Source organism: Phytoactinopolyspora alkaliphila (assembly GCF_010550695.1).
Lineage (GTDB): Bacteria > Actinomycetota > Actinomycetes > Jiangellales > Jiangellaceae > Phytoactinopolyspora > Phytoactinopolyspora alkaliphila.
On the sequence record NZ_JAAGOB010000020.1, the window covers coordinates 25,676 to 47,366 of the forward strand.

Annotated in this window: 21 protein-coding genes; 10 read left to right on the forward strand and 11 right to left on the reverse strand. The window is 68.7% G+C overall.

All coding sequences use genetic code 11. The annotated features are described in order from the left end of the window. Window positions 1-60 precede the first annotated feature (60 nt). Together G1H11_RS24195 and G1H11_RS24200 are read right to left on the reverse strand one after the other, a co-directional pair. Entirely contained in the window at window positions 61-1,314 is a 1,254-nt protein-coding gene (locus tag G1H11_RS24195) for a YibE/F family protein (protein WP_163821200.1), read from the reverse strand. Next, window positions 1,311-1,730: an antibiotic biosynthesis monooxygenase family protein gene (locus G1H11_RS24200; RefSeq protein WP_163821201.1), complete on the reverse strand. Its 420-nt coding sequence runs from the start codon at window positions 1,728-1,730 to the stop codon at window positions 1,311-1,313. The genes G1H11_RS24195 and G1H11_RS24200 overlap by 4 nt, the downstream gene beginning before the upstream one ends. 126 nt (window positions 1,731-1,856) lie before the next feature. Between G1H11_RS24200 and G1H11_RS24205 the strand changes: the two genes are divergently transcribed. Then, window positions 1,857-2,264 (forward strand): DUF6703 family protein, encoded by a 408-nt coding sequence (locus G1H11_RS24205; RefSeq protein WP_163821202.1) that lies wholly within the window; start codon window positions 1,857-1,859, stop codon window positions 2,262-2,264. 6 nt (window positions 2,265-2,270) lie between these two features. Here the strand turns inward: G1H11_RS24205 and G1H11_RS24210 are convergent, their stop codons facing one another. After that, window positions 2,271-2,684, reverse strand: a complete 414-nt coding sequence (locus tag G1H11_RS24210; RefSeq protein ID WP_163821203.1) for a transcriptional repressor — start codon at window positions 2,682-2,684, stop codon at window positions 2,271-2,273. Window positions 2,685-2,880: 196 nt separating this feature from the next. Between G1H11_RS24210 and G1H11_RS24215 the strand changes: the two genes are divergently transcribed. The 3 genes from G1H11_RS24215 to G1H11_RS24225 are packed head-to-tail and all read left to right on the forward strand — an operon-like array spanning window position 2,881 to window position 5,718. Further along, window positions 2,881-3,903, forward strand: a complete 1,023-nt coding sequence (locus tag G1H11_RS24215) for a metal ABC transporter substrate-binding protein (protein WP_216844101.1) — start codon at window positions 2,881-2,883, stop codon at window positions 3,901-3,903. A gap of 19 nt (window positions 3,904-3,922) precedes the next feature. Continuing rightward, entirely contained in the window at window positions 3,923-4,744 is an 822-nt protein-coding gene (locus G1H11_RS24220; protein ID WP_163821205.1) for a metal ABC transporter ATP-binding protein, read from the forward strand. Beyond that, the gene (locus G1H11_RS24225) at window positions 4,732-5,718 is read left to right on the forward strand and encodes a metal ABC transporter permease (protein WP_216844102.1); all 987 of its coding nucleotides are present in this window, start codon (window positions 4,732-4,734) and stop codon (window positions 5,716-5,718) included. The genes G1H11_RS24220 and G1H11_RS24225 overlap by 13 nt, the downstream gene beginning before the upstream one ends. 125 nt (window positions 5,719-5,843) lie before the next feature. On the opposite strand, the gene G1H11_RS24230 is transcribed toward G1H11_RS24225, so the two are convergent. The 5 genes from G1H11_RS24230 to dacB all read right to left on the reverse strand — a co-directional run bounded on the left by G1H11_RS24230 (window position 5,844) and on the right by dacB (window position 11,416). Then, complete coding sequence (locus G1H11_RS24230; RefSeq protein ID WP_163821206.1) at window positions 5,844-6,758, reverse strand: arginase family protein; 915 nt, start codon at window positions 6,756-6,758, stop codon at window positions 5,844-5,846. A 74-nt stretch (window positions 6,759-6,832) separates the two neighbouring features. After that, on the reverse strand, window positions 6,833-7,975 hold the full coding sequence (locus G1H11_RS24235; RefSeq protein WP_163821207.1) for an amidase family protein: 1,143 nt from the start codon (window positions 7,973-7,975) through the stop codon (window positions 6,833-6,835). A 93-nt stretch (window positions 7,976-8,068) separates the two neighbouring features. Next, complete coding sequence (locus tag G1H11_RS24240; protein ID WP_163821208.1) at window positions 8,069-8,860, reverse strand: isoprenyl transferase; 792 nt, start codon at window positions 8,858-8,860, stop codon at window positions 8,069-8,071. 31 nt (window positions 8,861-8,891) lie between these two features. Next, window positions 8,892-9,671 carry a DNA repair protein RecO gene (gene recO / locus G1H11_RS24245; protein ID WP_163821209.1) on the reverse strand — a complete coding sequence of 260 codons (780 nt, stop codon included), beginning with the start codon at window positions 9,669-9,671 and terminating at the stop codon, window positions 8,892-8,894. Window positions 9,672-9,796: 125 nt separating this feature from the next. After that, window positions 9,797-11,416 (reverse strand): D-alanyl-D-alanine carboxypeptidase/D-alanyl-D-alanine endopeptidase, encoded by a 1,620-nt coding sequence (gene dacB / locus G1H11_RS24250; protein ID WP_216844103.1) that lies wholly within the window; start codon window positions 11,414-11,416, stop codon window positions 9,797-9,799. Between the two features lie 278 nt (window positions 11,417-11,694). Here dacB and G1H11_RS24255 point away from each other — a divergent pair, with 278 nt between their 5' ends. Next, the gene (locus G1H11_RS24255; protein ID WP_163821210.1) at window positions 11,695-12,459 is read left to right on the forward strand and encodes a PIG-L deacetylase family protein; all 765 of its coding nucleotides are present in this window, start codon (window positions 11,695-11,697) and stop codon (window positions 12,457-12,459) included. A 7-nt stretch (window positions 12,460-12,466) separates the two neighbouring features. Next, window positions 12,467-13,321: a methyltransferase domain-containing protein gene (locus G1H11_RS26705; RefSeq protein WP_281352534.1), complete on the forward strand. Its 855-nt coding sequence runs from the start codon at window positions 12,467-12,469 to the stop codon at window positions 13,319-13,321. Between the two features lie 15 nt (window positions 13,322-13,336). On the opposite strand, the gene G1H11_RS24265 is transcribed toward G1H11_RS26705, so the two are convergent. Beyond that, a complete protein-coding gene (locus G1H11_RS24265) occupies window positions 13,337-13,768 on the reverse strand; it encodes a type II toxin-antitoxin system VapC family toxin (protein WP_216844104.1) in 432 nt (143 codons plus the stop codon). Beyond that, window positions 13,765-14,007, reverse strand: coding sequence for a type II toxin-antitoxin system Phd/YefM family antitoxin (locus G1H11_RS24270; protein ID WP_163821212.1), 243 nt, complete (start codon window positions 14,005-14,007; stop codon window positions 13,765-13,767). Before G1H11_RS24270 ends, G1H11_RS24265 begins: the two co-directional genes overlap by 4 nt. Before the next feature lie 161 nt (window positions 14,008-14,168). Between G1H11_RS24270 and G1H11_RS24275 the strand changes: the two genes are divergently transcribed. From G1H11_RS24275 to G1H11_RS27320, 4 genes are all read left to right on the forward strand, one after another. Further along, window positions 14,169-14,492 carry a DMT family transporter gene (locus G1H11_RS24275; RefSeq protein ID WP_163821213.1) on the forward strand — a complete coding sequence of 108 codons (324 nt, stop codon included), beginning with the start codon at window positions 14,169-14,171 and terminating at the stop codon, window positions 14,490-14,492. After that, window positions 14,492-15,094, forward strand: coding sequence for a TetR/AcrR family transcriptional regulator (locus G1H11_RS24280; RefSeq protein ID WP_163821214.1), 603 nt, complete (start codon window positions 14,492-14,494; stop codon window positions 15,092-15,094). The genes G1H11_RS24275 and G1H11_RS24280 overlap by 1 nt, the downstream gene beginning before the upstream one ends. 27 nt (window positions 15,095-15,121) lie before the next feature. Further along, window positions 15,122-16,117: a class A beta-lactamase gene (gene bla / locus G1H11_RS24285; protein ID WP_163821215.1), complete on the forward strand. Its 996-nt coding sequence runs from the start codon at window positions 15,122-15,124 to the stop codon at window positions 16,115-16,117. Between the two features lie 190 nt (window positions 16,118-16,307). Next, the gene (locus tag G1H11_RS27320; protein WP_174257948.1) at window positions 16,308-17,318 is read left to right on the forward strand and encodes a LuxR C-terminal-related transcriptional regulator; all 1,011 of its coding nucleotides are present in this window, start codon (window positions 16,308-16,310) and stop codon (window positions 17,316-17,318) included. Between the two features lie 39 nt (window positions 17,319-17,357). Here the strand turns inward: G1H11_RS27320 and G1H11_RS24295 are convergent, their stop codons facing one another. Beyond that, window positions 17,358-21,188, reverse strand: a complete 3,831-nt coding sequence (locus G1H11_RS24295; RefSeq protein WP_216844105.1) for a S8 family serine peptidase — start codon at window positions 21,186-21,188, stop codon at window positions 17,358-17,360. Window positions 21,189-21,691 lie beyond the last annotated feature (503 nt).

Sequence of the window (21,691 nt, forward strand, 5' to 3'; positions counted from 1 at the left end):
CGTTCACGGCCGAATGCCGTCATGATCGAGCCAGGATGCGCACACCGCCCGGGCCGGGCGTCAGCGGCGGGCCGAAGCCGCCCGGCGCGCTCGTGGACCGCCCCGCCCGTGCCCGCCGCCCTTCTTCGCGGGTACCGGATCCTGCTTGTGCCGCACGGCCAGCACCGCCAAACCGGTGGTGACCGGCACCGCGGCGATGATCCCGAGACTGCCCACGAGCGCGCGGACCACCTCCTGAGCCACAGCCTCGGTGGTCAAAGCGTCGGCCACGCCGATGCCCGCCACGTTGAACAGCATCAGCAGCGGCAGCGACGCACCGACGTAGGCGAGTACCAGCGTGTTCACGGTGGCGGCGACATGCTCCCGGCCGATGCGCATGCCCGCGGCGAAGAGCTGAGCCCGGCTGGACGACGGGTCGGCGGCCGCGAGCTCCCAGACGGTGGCGCTCTGCGTCACGGTCGTGTCGTCGAGCACCCCGAGCGCACCGACCACCAGGCCGGCCAGCAACAGTCCCCGGATATTGAACTCCGAGTCCACCGTGCCCATGTACGCCGCCGCGTGATCGACCAGACCGGTGAACTGGCCGAGCGCGGTGAACACGACACCGAGAACGCCGGTCAGGGTCAGGCTGATCAGAGTTCCGATCAACGCCACGGACGTTCGTATCGACACCCCGTGCGCCAGATACAGTGTCGCGATCATGATCACCGACGATCCCACGACGGCCACCGCCAGCGGTTCTTTACCCGACAGCAGAGCCGGAAGGAGGAACACCACGATGACCAGCACCGATATGGCGAGACCGGCGAGTGCGGCGAGGCCCTTCCACCGGGACAGCAGTACCACCGCGACACCGAACATGATGCCCAGCCAGAGCAGCGGCATGCCGCGCTGGAAGTCGGTCACCTCGTACCGGCTCTCCAGCGGCGCGTCGGGAACGCCGGACAGCACCACCTTGTCTCCGGCTTCGAAGGTGGGTGCTCCTTCGCCGAACCACAGGGGGACGATGGTCTCCTTGCCCTGGTCCGGCCCGGACTCGATCAGCACGTCGGCTTCCTGGCACTCGGTGGACGGCTGGCCTCCGTGATTGTGCCCGCCCGGCTGCCGGTTCTCGACGTTCTCACAGGCACGGACCTCGAGGATCTCGGCGTCGGTCCGCACGCCGGCCTCGATCCGCGGCGACTCGCCGGTGGGCCAGAGGATCACCAGTCCGACGATGGTCAGCGCGACGAGCGGGATCAGAACCGACAGGACGGCCTTGCGAATCTGCGGGCTGGCCGGTGGTGTCTCGGGATGAAGGTGCGTGCCGGTCATCGCATGCCACCTTCCCGCGGGTGCACGTTCTCGACCTGGGCGCGCGACGACGCGTCCAGGTCGGTGAGCACCACGGGCGCGGCGGCATCACCGAGCGCGACGTCGTCCGCGTCCGCCGCGCGGGCACCGGCGTCGGCCGTGGTCAGGATCTCGAACGCGGTCGGTTCGTCGATGGCGCGCGAGAGCAACGGCACCGCGCGGAGCTTGACGTCGTACGAGGACAACGCGCGACGGTACGACCCGACGTCTCGCCACTGGCTGGTGATCACCCAGAGCGTGGGGTCGTCGGTGGACCGGCCCACGTGGCCGTTCTCCCATCCGCGCTGGCCGGAGAGCGCCAGCAACGCTTCGCGTGCCTGGTCACGGAAGTCGGGTGCCTCCTCACGGGGAACCCGGTACCGGGTCACGACGAGCATGGTGGTCCTCTCAATGTCGGCAGCAAGTCAGCAGCATAGTGAGCCCACGCCGTACCATGCATGGTGCCACCGCTCGTGCACGGACACCGTGGGGACCATCCAACCGCACATCCGAGGGACAACAACGTGTCGAAGAACCGCCGCCAGCCCCGCCGTACCTCTCAACGGCGGCCCACCGCGCCGGGATCGGCGCAGCGCGCGCCACGCCCAGGAAGCAGCCGCCGCCCGGCGCCCGCACCGGTATCGCGGCCGGGCTGGCGAGGGAACCTCGAGCGAGTCAGCTACCCGATCCTGCTGCGGCTGACCCGGGCACCGAAGTGGGTGCTCGGCGCAGTGACCGGAGGCGTCCTGCTCGGTGGCCTCCTGGCGCCCGCTCCATGGTCTCCACTGCTGCTGACCCTGGTGGTGCTGTTCCTCACGTGGCTGCTGGTGCTCGCCTGGCCGAAGCTGCAGCCCACGGCCAGGATCTTGCGTGGTGCCGTGATCGGCGCGCTGGCCGCGCTGCTGATCGCGAAGCTGGCCGGCGTCATGTAGGCGTCGTCAGCCCTGCGCGCAGCGCGGGCACGTGCCGAAGATCTCCAGCGTATGCGCGACGTCGGTGTAGCCGTGTTCCTTGGCCACCGACGAGGTCCAGCGCTCCACCGCGGGACCGGCAACCTCAACGGTGGCTTTGCAGGACCGGCAGACCAGGTGGTGGTGATGGCCTTCCCGGGCACATCGCCGGTACGCGGCCTCACCACCGGCGGTGTGCAGCACGTCCACGTCGCCGTTGTCGGCCAGCGTCTGCAACGTCCGATACACGGTGGCCAACCCGACGCTCATGCCCCGCGACCGCAGGATGGCATGGAGGTCTTGCGCGCTGATGAAGTCCTCGGTCTCCTCGAGCACCTCGTCGACAGCCGCACGTTGACGCGTCCGGCGATGTTCCTTGACCGGTTGCTGCTCTAGCGACACTGGACTCGCGCCCGCCTCTCCCGTCCGGGTCTCACTCTGACGTCCACCTTAACTTTGCGTGGGCCGGTCGTGCCGCACCGCACGACCATCGCGGCGGCGCGTCCGTCACCGGGCTGCTGTTCCACTCAACCACTGGTCGCCCCTACGTTCTTCCCAATTTTGACAATCGTTGTCAGTTTTCATGAGAATGTCTCCCATGAAGGACCGCTTCCTCGCCCACGCACTCCCGCTGATCGCCGCTTCCGGCCTGGTGCTAGCCGCATGCGGGGCCGACGACGGTTCCGGCGGGGAGTCCACGTCAAACGGCGCGTCGGTCGCGGCGGCGTTCTATCCCCTGGCCTTCGTCGCCGAGCGGGTCGCCGGCGAGCACGCCAGCGTGGAAAACCTCACCGAGCCCGGCGTCGAGTCCCACGACCTGGAGCTGACCGCCCGCCAGGTGGGGCAGGTCGCCGACGCCGATCTCGTCGTGCACCTGGCCGGTTACCAGCCGGCCGTCGACGCGGCGATCGAGCAGAATGCCTCCGGCGCTGTCCTCGACGCCGCGTCCACCGTCGAGCTGCTTCCTGACACGCACGAGCACGACGACGAGCACAATGAGGATGAAGACGGTCACGACGACCACGAGCACGACGACCACGAGCACGAGGAACACGAGCACGACGACGAAGCGCACGACGATCACGGCCACGGCGAACTCGACGGCGATCCGCATCTGTGGCTCGACCCGGCCAACATGGCGGCCATCGCGGCCGACACCGCCGACATGCTCGCCGAGATCGACCCGGACAACGCCGATGCCTACCACGCGAACGCCTCGCAGCTGTCGGACGAGCTCAACGAACTCGACGGCGAGCTCGCTTCCGGTCTGGCGCAGTGCGAACGCTCGCTGATCGTCGTGAGCCATGAGGCGTTCGGATATCTCACCACCCGATATGGCCTGGACCAGCTCGGCGTCGCCGGCCTGGATCCCGATTCGGAACCATCGCCGGCCCGGGTGAGCGAAGTCCACTCCACCGTCGAGGCGGAAGGCATTACGACGGTCTTCTACGAGCGACTCAGCAGCCCGGCAGTCGTGGAGTCCCTGGCCAATGACCTAGGCCTGGAGATCGCCGTTCTTGACCCCATCGAAGGACTCACCGACGAGACGGCTGACGAGGATTACTTCAGCTTGATGCGAGAGAACCTGGAAGCCATCCGCGCGGCCAACGAATGCGCCTGACGGGGTACCGTTTCCGTTCATGAGCGAGCGCGTGGTGGACGTACGGGGCGTCACCGTCGAACTCGGCGAGCGCCCCGTCGTGCACGACGTCGACTTCCATGTGGGGGCGGGCGAGGTCGTGACCCTGCTCGGCGCCAATGGTTCGGGTAAATCGACGCTGGTGCGGGCTATCGTCGGCCTAATTCCCGTCGCCTCCGGGGAGATCTCCCTGTTCGGGGAGACATTGCGCTCGTTCCACGACTGGCGGCGGGTGGGCTACGTCCCGCAACGCACCACGGCCGCCGGCGGCGTCCCGGCCACCGTGCGTGAGGTCGTGAGCTCGGGCCGGCTGGCTCAGCGGCGACCGTTCCTGCCGGCGTCGCGCGCCGACCGGGCCGCCGTCGAGCGCGCCATCGAACTCGTGGGCCTCACCGATCGGGCCGGCGACGGCATCCACACGCTCTCCGGCGGGCAGCAACAGCGCGTGCTCATCGCCCGCGCCGCGGCCGGTGATCCCGACATCCTGGTGCTTGACGAACCCAACGCCGGTGTGGACCGGCGCAGCCAGGAGGCCTTCGCCCGCTCGCTGCGCACGTTCGTCGCGTCCGGGCGCACCGTCCTCCTGGTCCTACACGAGATGGGCCCGCTGGCACCGCTGGTCAACCGCGGCGTCGTGCTCGATGGTGGGCGGATTGTCCACGACGGGCCGGTGCCCGCGTCCGCACACGGACACCCCACGACGGCTACCGTGCACGCCGGTGCGTACACCCATGGCCCCGGGCGAGTGCCGGCCGCCGGCGAGCCCCATGACCATCCGCACGGCGACGACGAGGAAGCGGGGCCGTTCGGTTGGAACTCCTGAACTACGACTTCATGCAACGGGCGCTCCTGGCGGCCCTGCTGACCGGCCTGGCCGCTCCCGCCATCGGCACGTACCTGGTGCATCGGCGCCTGGCGTTGATGGGCGACGGCATCGGTCACGTGGCCCTGACCGGCGTCGCCGTGGGCCTGCTGACCGGGTGGGCGCCGGTGTGGACGGCCGTCGTCGTCGCGATCGCCGGAGCGGTGACCATCGAGGTGGTGCGCTCGTACGGGAAGGCGTCGGCCGACGTCGCACTCGCCATGCTCTTCTACGGCGGCATCGCCGGCGGTGTGCTGATCACCGGCCTCGCCGGCAGCTCGGCCGCGACCTTGAACACCTACCTCTTCGGTTCGATCACCACCGTCTCCACCGGCGACCTGTGGGTGATCGGCGGACTCGCGGTCGTCGTCATCGCCGCGTCCATCGGGCTGGCGCCGCAATTGTTCGCCGTCTGCCAGGACGAGGAATTCGCCCGGGCGTGCGGGATTCCGGTTCGGCTGTACAGCATCATGATCGCCGTCATGGCGGCGGTGACCGTCGCGGTGGCCATGCGCACCGTCGGCTTGCTGCTGGTGAGTGCGCTGATGGTGGTGCCGGTCGCGACCGCGATGCAGCTCACGAAGGGCTTTCGCACCACCTTCACGCTGGCGCTGTGCCTCGGCGTCGTTCCCTCCCTCTCCGGCGTCGTGTTCTCCTACTACGTCGATGTGGCTCCCGGAGCCAGCATCGTGGTGATCGCCCTGGCTGGCTTCATCCTGGCCTGGCCGCTGGGCACGATCGTGCGGCGACGTGTACGAGGCCGGGCGGGCGGCGAGGACCCGCGGGTCACCGGAGCCCACGTGCCCACGGAGGAGCACCCGCACGAGCACGACGAGCAATGTGGTCACCCGGCCGTCACGCACGACGATCACACGGACTATCTCCACGACGGCCACCTCCATGCCGCACACGGCAAGCACTACGACGAGCACTAGCGCGCTCGCTGCCTTGTGTGCCCCCGCTCAACGGTGGAGGGTTCTTTCAAGGGTGGAAGGCCTTATCGGTCCTGGCCCACACAGTCCTCCACCGATGAAAGAACCCTCCACCGTTGGGTCGACGTTCAGCCGAGTCGTCGTGCGGCCGCGAGTCTGAACGCGTCGACCAGGGCCTGGGTGAGCGCCGTGCCGTACCGGAAACCGGGGTCGAGATCGGGGTCGTAGATGGTCACGTCCAGACCCACCGCCCGGGGCGAGGCCAGCAGCCGCGCCAGCACGCCGACCAGCTGCTCGAAGCTCAGGCCGCCAGGCTCCGGGCTGTCCACGGCGGGCATCACGCCAGGGTCGAGTACGTCGGCGTCGAGGTGGATCCAGAACCCGTCCAGTACGGAGGCCTCGACGATGTCCAGCGCTTCGGCCGAGGCTGCTTGCGAATCCCCGGCGACCGCCGGCGCGTCGATCAGATGCAGCCCGGCTGCGGCAGCCTCCTCCGCACACTCGTCGTCGCCGCGCAGGCCTACCGCCACGACGTCCTCCGGCCGCAGATACGGCCGCGCACCGTCCAGCTCGGCCAGCATGCCCCCGAGACCGGTCACGAGGGCCAGGCTCTCGCCCCCGACGGCCACGCCGGCGTCGGGCATGTTGCCGGGATGCCGGTAGTCGAGCCCGTCGAGGGATACCAAACCGAAGCGGCCCGTGCGCTGCAATGCCAACCCGGCGCCGACAAGGATGCTGCACTCGCCACCCAGAACCAGCGGGAAGCGTGCGCGGTCCACCAGACGGCAAATGCGGTCCGCCAGCAGCCGCGAGTGTTCGGCGATGCCGGCCTCGTTGCGGACGGAGCCGGGTGTCCACTCGGGCAGGTACCTGCCGGGCGTCACAACGCCGGCGTCTTCCGCGGCGAGGGCGGTGAGCAGGCCGCTGTCACGGAGCACACCCGGCGCCTTGTAGCAGCCCGGCACCAGTCCGGGCCCGGGAGGACGCAACCCCAGGTTGGAAGGCGCGTCGAGGACGGCGATCTCCCTGCCGGCCACCACCATGTGTCTGCTCCTTCGATCCTCACCGTCCGGCGCCTGCTGGCAGGGATGCTAATGCCCTGCCAGTCGGAAGGGCACTAGCCCTGCCTGTCGGCACGGTCGACGGTCCCCACGGCCGTCTCGATGACAGAAGCCGCCGCGAGCAGCCTCTCCTCGTCCAGCCATCCGCCGACAAGCTGCAGCGACGCCGGGAAGCCGCCACCGGGCCGCGGAACCGGCAACGACACCGCCGGCAGCCCGGCCAGGTTGAGCGGGACGGTCAGGTATGTCATCCGTGCTCGCTCCCCGATGCGCGGAGGAGCCACACGCAACGTGGGCAGCGCCAGCAGGCCGTGCTGGTGCAGCAGCGCGCCGAGGCGGGCACGGACGGCGCGGCCGGTCCGGCGGCATTCCGTGACCCGGGCGGCGGTGATCGACTCCCCCGCACGGATGCTGCGCACGTCGCGCTCCTCGAGCCGGTCCGCGCGGCCCAGGAGATGGCGGTGTGCCCAGTACCCCTCAGCCGTCATGATCTCGTCAGCGGCGTCGATCCAGTCCTCCCATTCGGGCAGCGTGACGTCGACGGCCGTCATGCCCGCCGCTGCCAACGCCTCGTCGATGGCGTCGTCGATCCCAGGATCGACATCGGGAAACCGCAGGCGCGACACGGTCGCCGACGCCGCCTCGGCCGGGGCGGCCCGGAACCCGGGCTCCATCAGGCTCATACCCAGGGCCAGGCCGGCGACGTCGCGTGCCAGCGGCCCTACCGTGTCCAGGGTGCGGGAGAACTCGAAGACGCCGTGCATCGGAATCCGCCCGGCGGTGGTTTTCAGCCCGGTGATGCCACAGCAGGCCGCGGGAACGCGGACCGATCCTCCGGTGTCCGTGCCGTAGGCGACATCGGCCTCGTGGACGGCGACCGCCACGGCTGAGCCGCTGGACGAACCCCCGGGCAGCCGTTCGGGGTCGAGGGGATTGAGTGGCGTCCCGGTCCACGGGTTGACGCCGTCGATGTGCCGGCACAGCTCCACCAGGTTGGTCTTGCCGACGATCCGCGCACCCTGGCTCCGCGCCGTGGCCACCGCCGGCGCGTCGGCCCGGGCCGGTTCCGCATCGTCCATGATCGCGGGGCACGCGACGGTCGTGGGTGTGCCCGCGACGTCGATGCAGTCCTTCACCGCCAGCCGCGGACCGTCTCCGTCGGTGTCCAGTCTCAGTAACCAGGTCGCATCACGGCTCACGCGACGATCATGCACCATCACGTAAGCCCCGGCACGTGTCCGGGCCGGGCACCTCCTGTAAGCGGCGGCCGCGGATGCTCCTGCCGCCGGCGCTCACACGGCGGGGGCGGCCGGGTCGGCACCGCCGTAGCGGCGGTCCCGGCTGGCGTAGATCTCGATGGCCCGCCACAGGTCACGCCGGTCGAAGTCCGGCCACAGGGTGTCCAGGAAGACCATCTCCGCGTAGGCCGCCTGCCACAGCATGAAATTCGATGTGCGCTGCTCCCCGGACGAGCGCACGAACAGGTCCACCTCGGGTAGATCGGGGTTGTAGAGATAACGGGCCAGCGTGTTCTCGTTGACCCGCTTCGGATTCACCCGGCCCGCCGCGACATCGGCCGCGAGGGCGGCGGCGGCATCGCCGAGCTCGGCCCGCCCGCCGTAGTTGACGCAGAACTGCAGCGTGATGACGTCGTTGTCCCGGGTGCGGCGCTCGGCCTCGGCGAGCTCGCTGATCACGCTCTTCCACAGCCGGGGGCGCCGCCCGGCCCACCGGATGCGCACACCCAGGGCGTCCAGCTCGTCGCGCCGGCGATGGATGACGTCTCGGTTGAAGCCCATCAGGAACTTGACCTCGTCCGGTGAGCGGCGCCAGTTCTCCGTGGAGAACGCGTACGCGGACAGGCAGGGCACACCGATCTCGATAGCGCCGTGGATGACGTCGAGCAACGCCGCCTCACCAGCCTCGTGCCCCTTGGTGCGCGGGAGACCGCGCTGATTGGCCCACCGACCGTTGCCGTCCATGACCAGCGCCACGTGCCGCGGGACCAGGTCGGCTGGAACGGGTGGCGGCTGGGCACCGGACGGGTGCGGCGGTGGCGCCGCGAACTCTCGTTTCACAGGCACGCCACCGGCTTTTCGTCGATCATCCTCCACCTCACAGGTGCGCCACCGGCTCGTCGTCGCCGATCACCTGGCGCTCCCGGTAGACCCGCTCGACGAGCGGGAGCGAACGCAAGCCGCGCTCCAGGTGCCACTGGAGGAACGCCGCGGTGATGCCGCTGGCCTCGCGCCGGGCCTGTTCCTCGCTCTGATCCGCCACCGCCCAGTCTCCGGTCAGCAGCGCGCTCAGGAGGGCGAGTGTGTCCGCCGAGGGGGCGACCGTGCCGGCCGGGCGGCACGCCCCGCACACCATGCCACCGGAATGCACCGAGAACAGCCGGTGCGGCCCCTGGGTGCTGCACCGCGCGCAGTCGGTGAAGCTCGGTGCGAACCCGGCGATGGCGAGCCCACGCAAGAGGAACGCGTCCAGCACGAGGCCGGGGTCGTGGGCTCCTCCTGCCAGCGCCCGCAACGCGCCCACCAGGAGAAGGTAGTGCTGCAACGCCGGTTCTCGCTCCTCGGCGCTGAGCCGCTCAGCCGTCTCCAGGATGGCCGTGGCGGAAGTGTACCGGGCGTAGTCGGCGCAGATCTTGGTCCCGAAGGGCGCCACTGTCTCGACCTGAGTGACGATGTCCAGCGAGCGGCCGGTGGCGAGCTGGACGTCGATGTGCATGAACGGCTCCAGCCGCGCGCCGAACCGGCTGGTGGTGCGCCGGACACCCTTGGCCACGGCACGGATGCGGCCGTGGCCGCGGGTGAGCAACGTGACGATGCGGTCGGCCTCGCCCAGCTTCTGGGTACGCAGCACGACCGCCTCGTCACGATAGAGACTCACGCGACCATTGTCCGCCACCGGACTGACATCGCGGCGCAAGGGCTCGCCAACGCCCCCATGATCATCGACGATCACCCCCACGCCAAGGTGGCGGATCGTCGATGATCATGGGGACGGGTAGGAGGTCAGCAGGACTTGGTCCAGGAACACTCCAGCTCGTTCGCGCTCACCGGAGCATGCTCGCCCAGCTGTTCGGACGACGACCCGTTCTCACGGGAATCGGAGAGCGTTCCGACCGGCACCTCGCCGTCGGCGGTGTGCTCGGCCAGGCGCACGGCGATCGCGTCCTCGAGGTCGGACGGCTTACCACTGAGGTAGTAGTTGAGCACGATCGCGAAGACCAGCTCGTCGTCGTCGGCAGTTGTCACGTAGCCGGACAGGGCCGACGCACCGGTCAGAGATCCGGTCTTGGCGCGAACGTTGTCCTGCGCCGCGGTGCCCACCATCCGGCTCCGCAACGTCCCGCCGACCATCCGCTCGCTGACCCCGGCCACCGGCATCGACTCGTACCATGCGTCGAACCACGGCTCGTCCTGGATGGCCCGCAACATGTCGACGAACTCGTTGCCCGGAACCCAGTTCCGGCGGGACAGCCCGGAGCCGTCCACCACCGCGATGGTGTCCGTGTCCACGTCCCACTTCTGCAGCGACGTCCGCATCGCCGCCAGGCCGGCCGCCCAGGTACCGGCTCCCGAGACCTCGCGGCCCATCGCCTTGACCAGGACCTCGGCGTGACCGTTGTTGCTCAGCTTCATGAACGGGATGAGCAGCTCGCTCAGCGGCATCGACTCGTGGGCGGCGAGGACGCGGGCGCCGGCTGGCGTGCTGCCGTAGCCGATTCCATCCCGGACCTTGACGCCGCGCTCCTCCAGCGCCCGGAGGAAGACGTCGGCGGCAAGTCCGGTGGGTTCCCAGATAGCCCGCCAGACGCTGGTGGGCGCCGCGTCGGTGGCGATGGTGCCGCTGATCCTGATGGAGTCGCTGCCGTGGTCCCGGTCGATCGAGATGGAGCGTCCGGAACCGGCGTCTGTGGTGACGGCGTCGTTGACGATGCCGACGTAGTCGTTGTCCGGCACCATCGTGACCACCGGGGCATCGCCCGCGCGCCGGCCCGGCTCGACCCGGACGATCACGGTGCCCGCGTCGTAGTCCGTGTCCGGTCCGACGGTGAGCGCCGAGATCTGGGCAGAGTAGTAGAACGGCTCGTCGTCCCAGTTCCAGCCGAGCCCGAGGCGCACGTCGTCGAACCAGGTGTCGTCGGCGACCACCGCTCCGTGGACACGCTGGATGCCGGCGTCGGCGATCTGGCCGGCGAGGTTTTCGTAGTCTTCGGCCAGCATCGTGGGGTCGCCCGTACCTCGCAGATAGAGGTTTCCGGCGAGGATCCGGCCGCTGTGCCGGGCATCAGTCTCCACCGTGGTGCCGAAGGTGTGCTCCGGACCGAGGACATCCATCGCCGCCGCCGAGGTCAGCAGCTTCGTGTTCGACGCCGGCATCAGCCGGTTCTCGCCGTTGTGGTCGTAGAGCACGTCGCCGGTCTCGGCGTCGGCGACGACGACCGAGGCCTGGGCCCCGTCGAGACGCGGATCGGCCAGGATGCCGTCGAGATCGGCGACGAGATCCGCCACGGCCGGATCGGCCGGGGTGAGGTTCTCCGCCGGCAGCGCCGACGGCACGACGTTGAACGCGGCCAGCAGGCCGCCTGCGGCTAAAGTGACGATGACGTTCCTGGACCGACCGCGCATCTGGGCTCCTTGCACGTAGGGAAGGACGCAGCTGAGGTCTAGACCATCCTGGAATTCTTTCCGCAATGTCAAGCATTCGCCGGAATATTTCTCGGCATCCGGGCAACAAGGGCTCGGTGGCCGGAGCTTCTGGATTCCCGTGAACGGGACGGTTCTGTGGATGTTTACCCACCCTTGACCGCACCTTGGCTGGCGCCGCCGACACTACTCAGCACGGCCCGGTGTCAGCCTGGGCCGGCCAAACTTCATGCTCCGAGCATGCACAAGGTGGACATCGGATGAGACTCGACGCGCACGAACTCGGCACTGTCCTGGGTATCTGGGCCCATCCCGACGACGAGGCCTACCTCTCCGGCGCGCTCATGGCGGCATCTGTCGACGACGGACGCCGGGTGGTGTGTGTCACCGCCACCAAGGGCGAGGCCGGCTTTCCCGACGACGACGGCCGCACGGCCGACGAGCGCAGGATGCTGCGCGTGACGGAATGCGCGGCCTCGATGGAGATTCTCGGGGTCGCGGAGCACCATTGGCTCGGGTACTCCGACGGAGGGTGCCATCTCATCGACCCCGCGGTGCCCGTGGCCAAGCTCGCCGCCCTGATCGACGAGATCCGGCCGGATACGGTTCTCACCTTCGGCCCCGACGGCATGACCGGCCACGACGACCACATGGCGGTAAGCCGCTGGGCGACCCTCGCAGTCCGCCGAACCGCAGCGACCTCCACGTCGGACGGCACGCCGCATCGGACGCCGCCACGCCTGCTGTATGCGACGAAGACACAGGATTGGAACGAGCGCTTCGGCGCACACATCGCCCTCGACGCGATCATGATGGTCGAGGGGATGACGCCGCCCGCTGTCGAGCCCGAGCAGCTGGCCATCTGGTTCCGGCCGGATACAGCACTGCTCGATCGAAAGGTGCGGGCTCTTCGCGCCCAGTCCAGTCAGGTCGATCCGCTCTACCGGGCTCTCGGGGACGCCGCGTTCCATGATCTCACCGCGGAGGAGTTCTTCCGCGATGCCAGCTTCGAGGACTGGCGGTAGGGCCGTCATGGCCGACGCAGACACGGCGGCCCTGGACGCGCGTCTCGGCTATTCCAAGGTTGACCAGCAGCCTGATGTCGCCACGGTGCTGGCGGGAATGGACGCCACGGCCGCCTGGCCTTCCGTCCGCAGGCTCCGGGCGTGGGAACGTGCGCGGCTCGCTCCTCGTCCCGGCGACGAGGTCCTGGACGTCGGATGCGGGCTCGGCGACGTGGCGGCGACACTGGCCGCGAACGTGGCACCCGGTGGCCGGGTGGTCGGCATCGACGCCAGCACCAGCATGCTGGAGGTTGCCAGGAGCCGGGTGGCCGACGCCGGGGTGAGCGTGGATTTCCACACCGGCGATGCCGCCGATCTCGGCGAGCCGGACGCGGCGTTCGACATCTGCCGCTCGGAGCGCACGCTGCAGTGGCTGGAGGAGCCTGGCCGCGCGGTGAACGAGATGGTGCGCGTCCTGCGTCCGGGCGGGCGGTTGTGCATCACCGACACCGACTGGCTGACCCTCACCATCGACATCCCCGACGACGACGCGGTCGCCGCATTCCGTGAAGCCATCCCGAGGTTGCGGGGAACACCGGCCTCGGCCGGCAGCAAGCTTCTCAACCTCTGCCGTGACGCGGGAATCACCGGCCTCGAGGCCACCGCTGAAACCCACGTCTGGACGCAGTGGTCACCCGACACGGAAGCGACACCCTCCGGTGTCTTCCCGATCCCGCCGATCGTTCACCAGATGGTCGAGGCACGGGCCCTCGACGCGGCGACGGGATCACGCTTCCTCGAGCAGCTGGTCCATGCCGGCCGGACCGGCCGCGTCTTCATGTCTGTGGGGATGTTCGCGGTGGCGGGGCGACGCCCAGGCTGATCGGGTTCCACGAGCTCACGCGGCCGCGAGGGTGGCGACATGACCCGCCGCGCCATAGTCGATCAGGGCGGTGTCCGCCGTCACGAGGGTCGCACCGAGCGTGCGCGCCGTGGCCACGATGATCCGGTCAGCCGGGTCACGGTGAATGTCCCCCGGCAACCGGGTGCTGGCAACGGCGATCTCCGGCGCCAGCGGGACCACGGTGAGGCCGGGCTGAGCCACCACGCGTTCAACCCACGCGCCGACGTCGCTGGTGAGCTGGAGCCGGTCTTTCGCCACCAGCATGGCGATCTCCCACAGCGAGATCGAGCTGACGTTCGCACCCGCTGCATAGGAGGCGTTCTCGATCTTCTGCCGCACGTCCGCGGGCAGCCGGGAATCTCCAGCGAGCATCCAGACCAGCACGTGCGTGTCCAGCACCACGGGACCGCCGTCCTGCGGCGTCACCGCAGAGCGTCCCACTCGTCGCCGATGGGAGCGAGGAGGTCCTCGCAGTGGGCGACCGTCCCGGCCAGTGCGCCGAAGAGCGGCGCCGGCGGGTCGACCGGCACCAACCTGGCCACCGGCACTCCGCGCTTGGTGATGGTGACCGGGACGCGCGACTCAGCCACCCCGTCGAGCACCTTGAGGCAGACGGCCTTGAACTGGCCCGCCGGCATATGCGTGGTCTTACCCGCTGGCGTCATATGACCATGGTCACACACCATGGTCATGAAGGCAACCGTGAGACCTCGGCAAGCCGAATGCCCCGCGCAGCTCGAACGGCACCGAGCCGAGCCATTCGCCGCGACCGAGATTCGAGCTAGAATCTGGAGCAATTGCTCAGGTTTTTACCTTGGGGGTTCCCATGCCATGGCTCTTCCTCGCCGCCGCGATCGCCTTCGAGGTGACCGCAACCACGGCGTTGAAGCTCTCGGAGGGCTTCAGCCGGCTCGTTCCGTCGATTGTTGTGGTGGTGGGCTACGCCAGCGCGTTCTACCTGCTCTCGCTGGCGCTCACCCGCGGCATGCATCTCGGCGTCGCGTACGGAGTGTGGGCAGCAGCCGGCATCGCGCTGATCGCCGTCATCGGCACGATATTCCTGGGTGAGAACATGACGTGGGTCCAGGTGGGCGGAATCGCATTGATCATCGCCGGTGTCCTCGCACTCGAGCTCGGAGGTAACCAGTGATGGCGCGTGCCGCCGGCACCGCTCACGGTGATCTCGTGCCGGACCCCTCCATCCAGGACGGCCGGCGCCGCAAGGGCGAGAAGCGCAGGCGGCTGCTCCGCGAAGCCACGATGCGCGTCATCGAGGACAGCGGAGTCGCAGCGGTCACCCAGCGCGCGGTGGCGCGCGAGGCCGGGCTGCCGCCCAGTGCGGTGATGTACTACTTCCCCTCCGTTGAGGAGATGCTCGTGGCGGCACTGACCGCCTGCAACGACAGCTACCTGGAGGAACTCGACAAGCTCTGCAGCATGGACGACGCCAGCGCTCTGGAGGGACTCGCGTCGTTGATCGCCGGCAGCACGACCACCACCCGCGCTCACATCGTCGCCGAATACGAACTGTTCCTGAAGGCTGCTCGACGGCCGGAGATGCGCCCGCAGATCGCCCGATGGATGGACGCCCTCGACGCGTTGATGGCCAGGTACATCGACGACCCCGTTGAACGAGCCGGTGCCACCGCCGCCATCGACGGCCTGTTCCTCCGCGCCTGTATCGGCGAGAATCCACCCGACGCCGGCGTCGTCCTCCACGTTCTGCAGAGCCTGATCAGACGGGCCGGCTAAGCAGTCCGGGCTGGCAGACTATTCGCCATGAACGTCCCCCCGCGTCTCACTCGACGCACCGTCCTTGCTGCACTGGGCGTCGTCGCCGTCGTTTCGCTCACCGGCTGCTCTTCGAACCGTGACGCCACGTCCGCCGGTTCCGAAGCCACCACGGCACCGACGACGAGCGCCCCGACGACCGCGGCATCGCCGTCCGACGAAACGCCGTCCGGCACTCCCGGCATCATCTCCGCAGATGAGGAGTTCGCGGAGCTGGAGAATACCTACGACGCCCGGCTCGGGGTGTACGCGGTGGACACCGGCGCGAATCAAGAGATCGCCTACCGCGCCGACGACCGATTCGGCCACGCATCCACATTCAAGGCACTTCTGTGCGGCGTCGTCCTGCAGGAGAACTCCATTGAGGACCTGGACCGTGTCATCACGTACACCAGCGACGATCTCGTTTTCCACGCCCCCATTACCGAGCAGCACGTCGAAACCGGGCTGTCTATCGGCGAGCTCTGCGAAGCAGCGGTCCGTTACAGCGACAACACTGCCACGAACCTCCTTCTCGACGAGGTCGGCGGGCCCAGCGGTCTGGGAAGGGCTCTCCAGGAGAACGGCGACGACGTCATCAGCGTCGACCGGTACGAGATCGAGATGAGCTCCGCCGTTCCGGGTGATACCCGAGACACCAGCACCGCACGATCGATCGGCACCAGCCTGCGGACGTTCGTTCTGGACGACGCCCTTTCCGGGGACAAGCAGGCGCTGCTCACCGCATGGCTGGTGGAGAACACGACCGGAGACGACCTGATCCGCGCCGGCCTACCCGACGACTGGGTGGTGGGCGACAAGACCGGCAACGGCGGGTACGGAACCCGCAACGATATCGCCGTCGCATGGCCGCCCGGGCGCGATCCCATCGTCATCGCGGTGCTGTCCAGCCGCGACGAGGAAGGCGCAGAGCACGACGATCAGCTGATCGCCGACACCGCCGAGATCATCGCCGACGCCCTGACCGGAGCCGGTAACGGCTGAGAATCCGGCGAGCACCCAATCACCTTGGAAGCCACGCGACGCTCCTCTGACCTCGGGGTACGACGGAGACCTCATCCGATACGAGAGCATGGCCGAAGGTTGGACCGATGCCGCCAGTTGGAGGCCACCTGCCTTCCACCGGTAGCCGTGCCTGCAACCATAGGTCTCCTACGGCTGACTGAAAGGTGGAATGGTGTTCGACGCGGTCGGCCTCGATACGCTCGAGGAACGCATGTATCGCCTGCTGGTCGGCGTCATCGAGTCCGACGCCGCCACGCTCGCGGGCACGCTCGACGTCACAGCCGAAGAGGCGCAGGACGTGCTGGATTCGCTGTACGCCAAAGGCCTCGTCAGCCAGCATCGCCACGGTGAGAAAAGCCGGTTCACCGTCACCGCTCCCGACATCGGGCTCGGACAGCTGCTGCTGAGCGGGCAAGAAGCCCTCGAGCGAGCGCGTACCGCCGTCGCGCACCTGACCGACGAGTACCGCAGCAGCGTCCGCCGCCGGGACGCCACCCAACTCGTCGAGGTCGTCACGGGGGCGCCGGCGATCCGGCAACAGCTGAGGAATCTCCAGCTGGGCACCCGCGAGGAAGCCTTGTGGTTCTGCCGGTCCGGGCACGTCGCCATGCCCTCGGAGGAGAACAGCGAAGAGTTCGAGATGCTCGCTCGTGGCGTGCGGTACCAGGTGATCTACGAGCAGGCCCTGCTCGAGGAACCGGGAATGATCGGCAACGTCGCCGGTGGCATCCGGAAGGGCGAACAGGCACGTGCGACGCCACACCTGCCGGTGCGGATGGTCATCGCTGACCGCAAGGTGGCGCTGTGTCCCCTGGTGCGCGGTGGTGACGGCCCCGGCGAGCCCACCGCCGCGCTGGTGCGCGACAGCAACCTGCTCGCGGCACTGATCGCCCTGTTCGAAAGCTACTGGGCGAACGCGTCTCCGCTGCATGTGTTCGAGGGCTCGCAGGGCACGGCGCTTCAACGCTCAGCTCCCGAACGAACCACGAACGCGGTGGGCGACGACGACCTCTACCTCCTGTCACTGCTCGTCGCCGGGGTGAGCGACAAGGCGATCGCCACCGCCTTGAGCATCAGCCAGCGGACCGTGCAACGGCGAGTCAAGGAACTGATGGACCGGGTCGGCGCCGAGACACGCATGCAACTGGCGTGGCAAGCCGCCCGCCACGGCTGGGTCTGACCCCGGCCGAGGCGGGCGAACCTCGTCACGACGACAGCATCATCCGGACCCGAGGCCGTAAGCCCGCTCGATGATCTGAGCGATGCTGTTGCCGACGGCGTCCGACGCCTCCACCCGCAAGGACACGTAGCCGTTGGTGGCACGCAGGGGTGGGTGGCGCACCTGAGCCTGGAACCGTCCCTTCCCGCGGTCGATCACCCGGGCGTCCTCCCAGGTCGCTCCGTCGTCGAAGGACACCTGGACACGCAACTCGCGCACGGCTTCGGCAGCTGCCCCCGTCTGGTGCCGGGCGGTCAGGCCGAGCTGGACGACGCGGCCTGCCGGCGCCCGGTTTCGAAGGTCGGTGTCGATGTCGTAGTCCACCTGCAGCAGCGGCAACAGCTCGGCGTCACTATCGGGGCGAGCGGAGTCGAACGTCCACGACGTTGTCGTACGCGGGGAAAACTCCCACTCAGGCTCGTCACGCTCGACGGTCATGTCCAGTCGGTAGCTCGCAGGCTCCGGCAACACCGGGTACTCGCCCCAGGCTGCGATGTCCTCGGCGATCAGCTCGTCGTTTCCGTAGAGCCGTGCCACCACAGTGTCCCCCCAGGGCTCCTCCGCGCCCTCCGCGAAACCGTAGTGGTCGGACGCGCTGCTGGCGTACTCGGGGATGCGAATCGTCATGACGTCGTCATCGCGGTAGCTCGTCAGTCCCTTCACGTCTCGCGGGATGGCGGGCCGGATGATCGCGCCGTGCCAATCCGCGTCGATCCGCTCGCCGGCCCCGTAGGTCCGTGGAACGTGCGTCATACCTCCGCCGACCGCGTCCCCGGTCAGCCACGGCGAGTCGTGCCGTACCCGGTGCTGCCACAGCGTGCCGTCCGCGCTGACGATCTCCTCACGCTGCGCCGGAGTACGCATCTGGCGCTGTGTCTGATTGATCGCGGAGCCCATCCACTCGCGCCAGCCGAAGCGCTGCTCCTTGACCCATTCGCCGCCTCCGGTGTCGTGGTAACGGTTCGTCAGGGTCGCGCTGTTGCGCTGGTCGACGACGTGCACCACCTTCTCCGGCACCCGGCCACTGGACACCTGCATCACGTCGTACAGGTATGGGCTGTCGATCACCCCGGTCAAGCGCACCTTCGCGGCTTGCCGCTTGAGCAAGTCGATGAGCTGCGCCCCCCGGTCCGGCCGGACGTAGGCGGCCATAGTCGGCAACCACCGCGCGTCCGGGTCCCACGTGCTGAACCAGCTGTAGCCGCTCGGTGGCACGAACACGATCATCCTCGCACCGGCCTCGGCCGCGACAGCAGTCAGACCGTCGAAATCGGGGTCACCGAGCGGAGCGGCGAGCACGAGTGCATCCTGGACGTCGAGCCCCTCGTAGTTCTCGGGCTCGCCCTCTCCCACGTAGATGAACGGCAAGGTCTCGGTACCGTCGAACGCGTCCGATCCGTTCAGATAGTTCAGCTCGAGATCGAACTTCGGCCGGCCTACGACGTCGCCGTCCAGCATGGGCTGACGCAGCTGCCAACGGGAGTTGAACTCGAATTCGCCCCCAGACACCTGCTCGGTAGGCGACACGTACAGCCGCTCGACATTGGCGTGTTCCATCGCGCCGGTGGCGACGCCGCGCACGCCGGCATGCCGGTAGGCGTAGTAGCTGAAGATTCCGTCCTGCCTCGCCGGCCGCGGGGTCTCAATCTTCACCTCCACGGCTTCGCGGGCGTCGAGGATCACCTCATTGTCCCCGGTGACCTCAAGCTCCGGAATGACGACGACGTGGGCGGTCTCACCGTTCACGCGATCCTCGTTGTCGATCTTGGCGAAGACGTAGTAGTCACCTTCCCCGAGTTCACGAGTGATGGACTGGCCAGGCCGCCACAGATCCGTCACCAGGTCGAACCGAGGGTCGTCCCCGTACACGGCCAGCGGCAGCGCGGTACTCGGCTCGCCGTCCGGGCCGACGGCCGAGAAGGTCACCTCGTGAATCGGGGGCGACTTGAGCAGCCACAGTGTGCTGCTGACGGTCCCGGCTGACGAGGTGGCCGTAAGACGGCCGGTGTAGCGCCCGCGGTCGAGCTGCGCGGGATCGACCACCACCGGCACCACGGCACTCGACTGCGCCTCTACCCGCACTGTGTCGTGACCCAGCCGGACAGCCGCGTCGGACGGGACGTCACCGCTGGCCGTCCGGAGCTCCACGTCGAGGTCGAGCTCGATCGGCTCGTCCGTGGTGTTGACGTAGGTCACCTCGGTCGACGTAGGTACGTCGTCCTCGTCGGCGAAATCGCCGAGGCTCACCGCGCCGCTGGCGTAGATGCCGTTCTCCACGGCACGTGCGATGTCGACCCGGCCGCCGCCCTGCTCATCTGTCGAGTAATCGTCAGCGATCACCGCGGTGCTGATCAGCGCATCCTTGAGCTCGCCCGCGGCCCACTCGGTGTGCCGTTGCGCGAGGATGGCCGCCGCTCCGGCCACGTGCGGGGTAGCCATCGACGTGCCGTTGGCCGCGGTGTAGTGCTCGTCGACCGGGACACCCATCGCCGTCTCCGAGGCGCGGGCGGCGACGATGCCGACGCCTGGCGCGGTGATGTCCGGCTTGCCGGCCAGGTCACCCAGGCGCGGACCGCGGCTGGAGAACCGGGCCAGCAGGTCGTCACGGTCCACCGCGCCCACCGTCAGGGCCGCGTCGGCGCTCCCCGGCGCACCGACCGTGGTGCTGCTGGGCCCGTCGTTGCCCGCGGCGATGACGAACAGGGCTCCGCTCTCCTCCGTGAGCTGATTCACCGCGAGGCTCATTGGATCGGTGCCGTCAGTGGGCCCGCCGCCGAGACTCATGTTGATCACATCTGCGCCGGCCGCCGCGGCCCACTCCATGCCCTCGATGACCCACGAGCTCTGACCGACGCCGTCGTCCCCGAGTACCTTGCCCGAGAGCAGGTCAGCACCCGGCGCCACTCCCCTGCGCAGCCCGTCCGAGGCGGCCCCGGTACCGGCGATGGTCGCCGCGACGTGCGTGCCGTGGCCGATCATGTCGTCCGTCGAGTCGCTGCCGGTGAAATTGCGCGCGTCGCTGACTTTGCCCGCAAGGTCCGGATGCTTCTCGTCCACGCCGGTGTCCAGCACGGCGACCGTGACGCCGGCTCCGTCTAGCCCCAGATCCCACGCGCTTGGTGCACCGATCTGGCCCACGCTGTGATCCAGGACCGCCTCCACCCTGGCGTCCAGCCAAATACGCTCGATGTCCTGGCTCAGCGTCGTGACCGCGTCGCCGTCATCACCGACGTCCACGGACTCCCAGAACATCGCCGCGTTCTGCTTGTCCACCGCCACAGCGCGGGCGTTGACGCTTTCCAGGGTCAGCTCATGCTGTGCGCTGTGGAGCGCACCGGGCTCATCGAGCAGGGCGACATCCGAGTCCGGTCCATACTGGAGAATGACCGGTAGGGAGTCCGTCTCAGCGTCGTGAAATCCCTGTTCGATCAACTGGTCGACGTTGAACAGCTGCTGGTCCAGCAGACCGGCGCCCACGTGGCGCAGCACGTCGTACGGCAGCACGAACAGTTCACCGTCGAGTTCGAGGTGGAGGAAGTCCACGACAGCACGGCCCGCAACGGGTTCGATGGTGACCGCTTGCTTGCCTTCCGCGGCTTGCTCGACGTGGACGACGTCTCCGGTGAGTAGGGTCACGCTGTAGGTTTCGCCAGGAAGTCCGCGCCCGATGTGTTCCGCCGCCGTCGGCTCTCCCACTGTGAGCGCCGCGCTCGCCGGCGCAACGGCTGTCGCCGGAACGTCCGTGTCACCAGCGGCGCCGGCGGTGACACCTGTGGTGGCGGCAAGCACAGCCACGGCGCAGCCGATCGCGCCGCGGCGTAGTCGTGACATCGCATGCATGCTGTTGAGCCTTCCGTGAGCCGAACGGGAGCCGCGCCGTTTGATTGAGCGCAACCCAAGGTTCACTTGTCTACAGTGCCCACGTCACTAGCCAGACGTGCCGTTGTTACGACATGTCGCAATTTCGACAACAATGGGCGCTCCCTCCGCGGCCCTTTCACGGTGGTTCGCAGCATCCGGCAGCACCTTTGCGTGGCGCGTGATCAGGCCCCGGGCAGGAGTGCTCCCGGTACGTGCTCCGGTCGCCTATCCCGGTCACCTGCCGCCAGTCACCTGTTCCCGGTCACCTGCCGCCAGTCACCTGTTCCCGGTCACCTGCCCAATCGCCTGTCCCGGGCGCATGTCCCGAGGGCTATTCCCGCTAGCCGTCGGGTGGTGGTTGGTGGTGGTGTCGGGGTCGGGTGTTGCGTCTGGGGGTCCGTTCGGGGTCGACCCATGGGGGTGGCAGGAAGTCTGGATGCCCGTCCGCGCCTGTATGGACGTCCCAGCCGCGG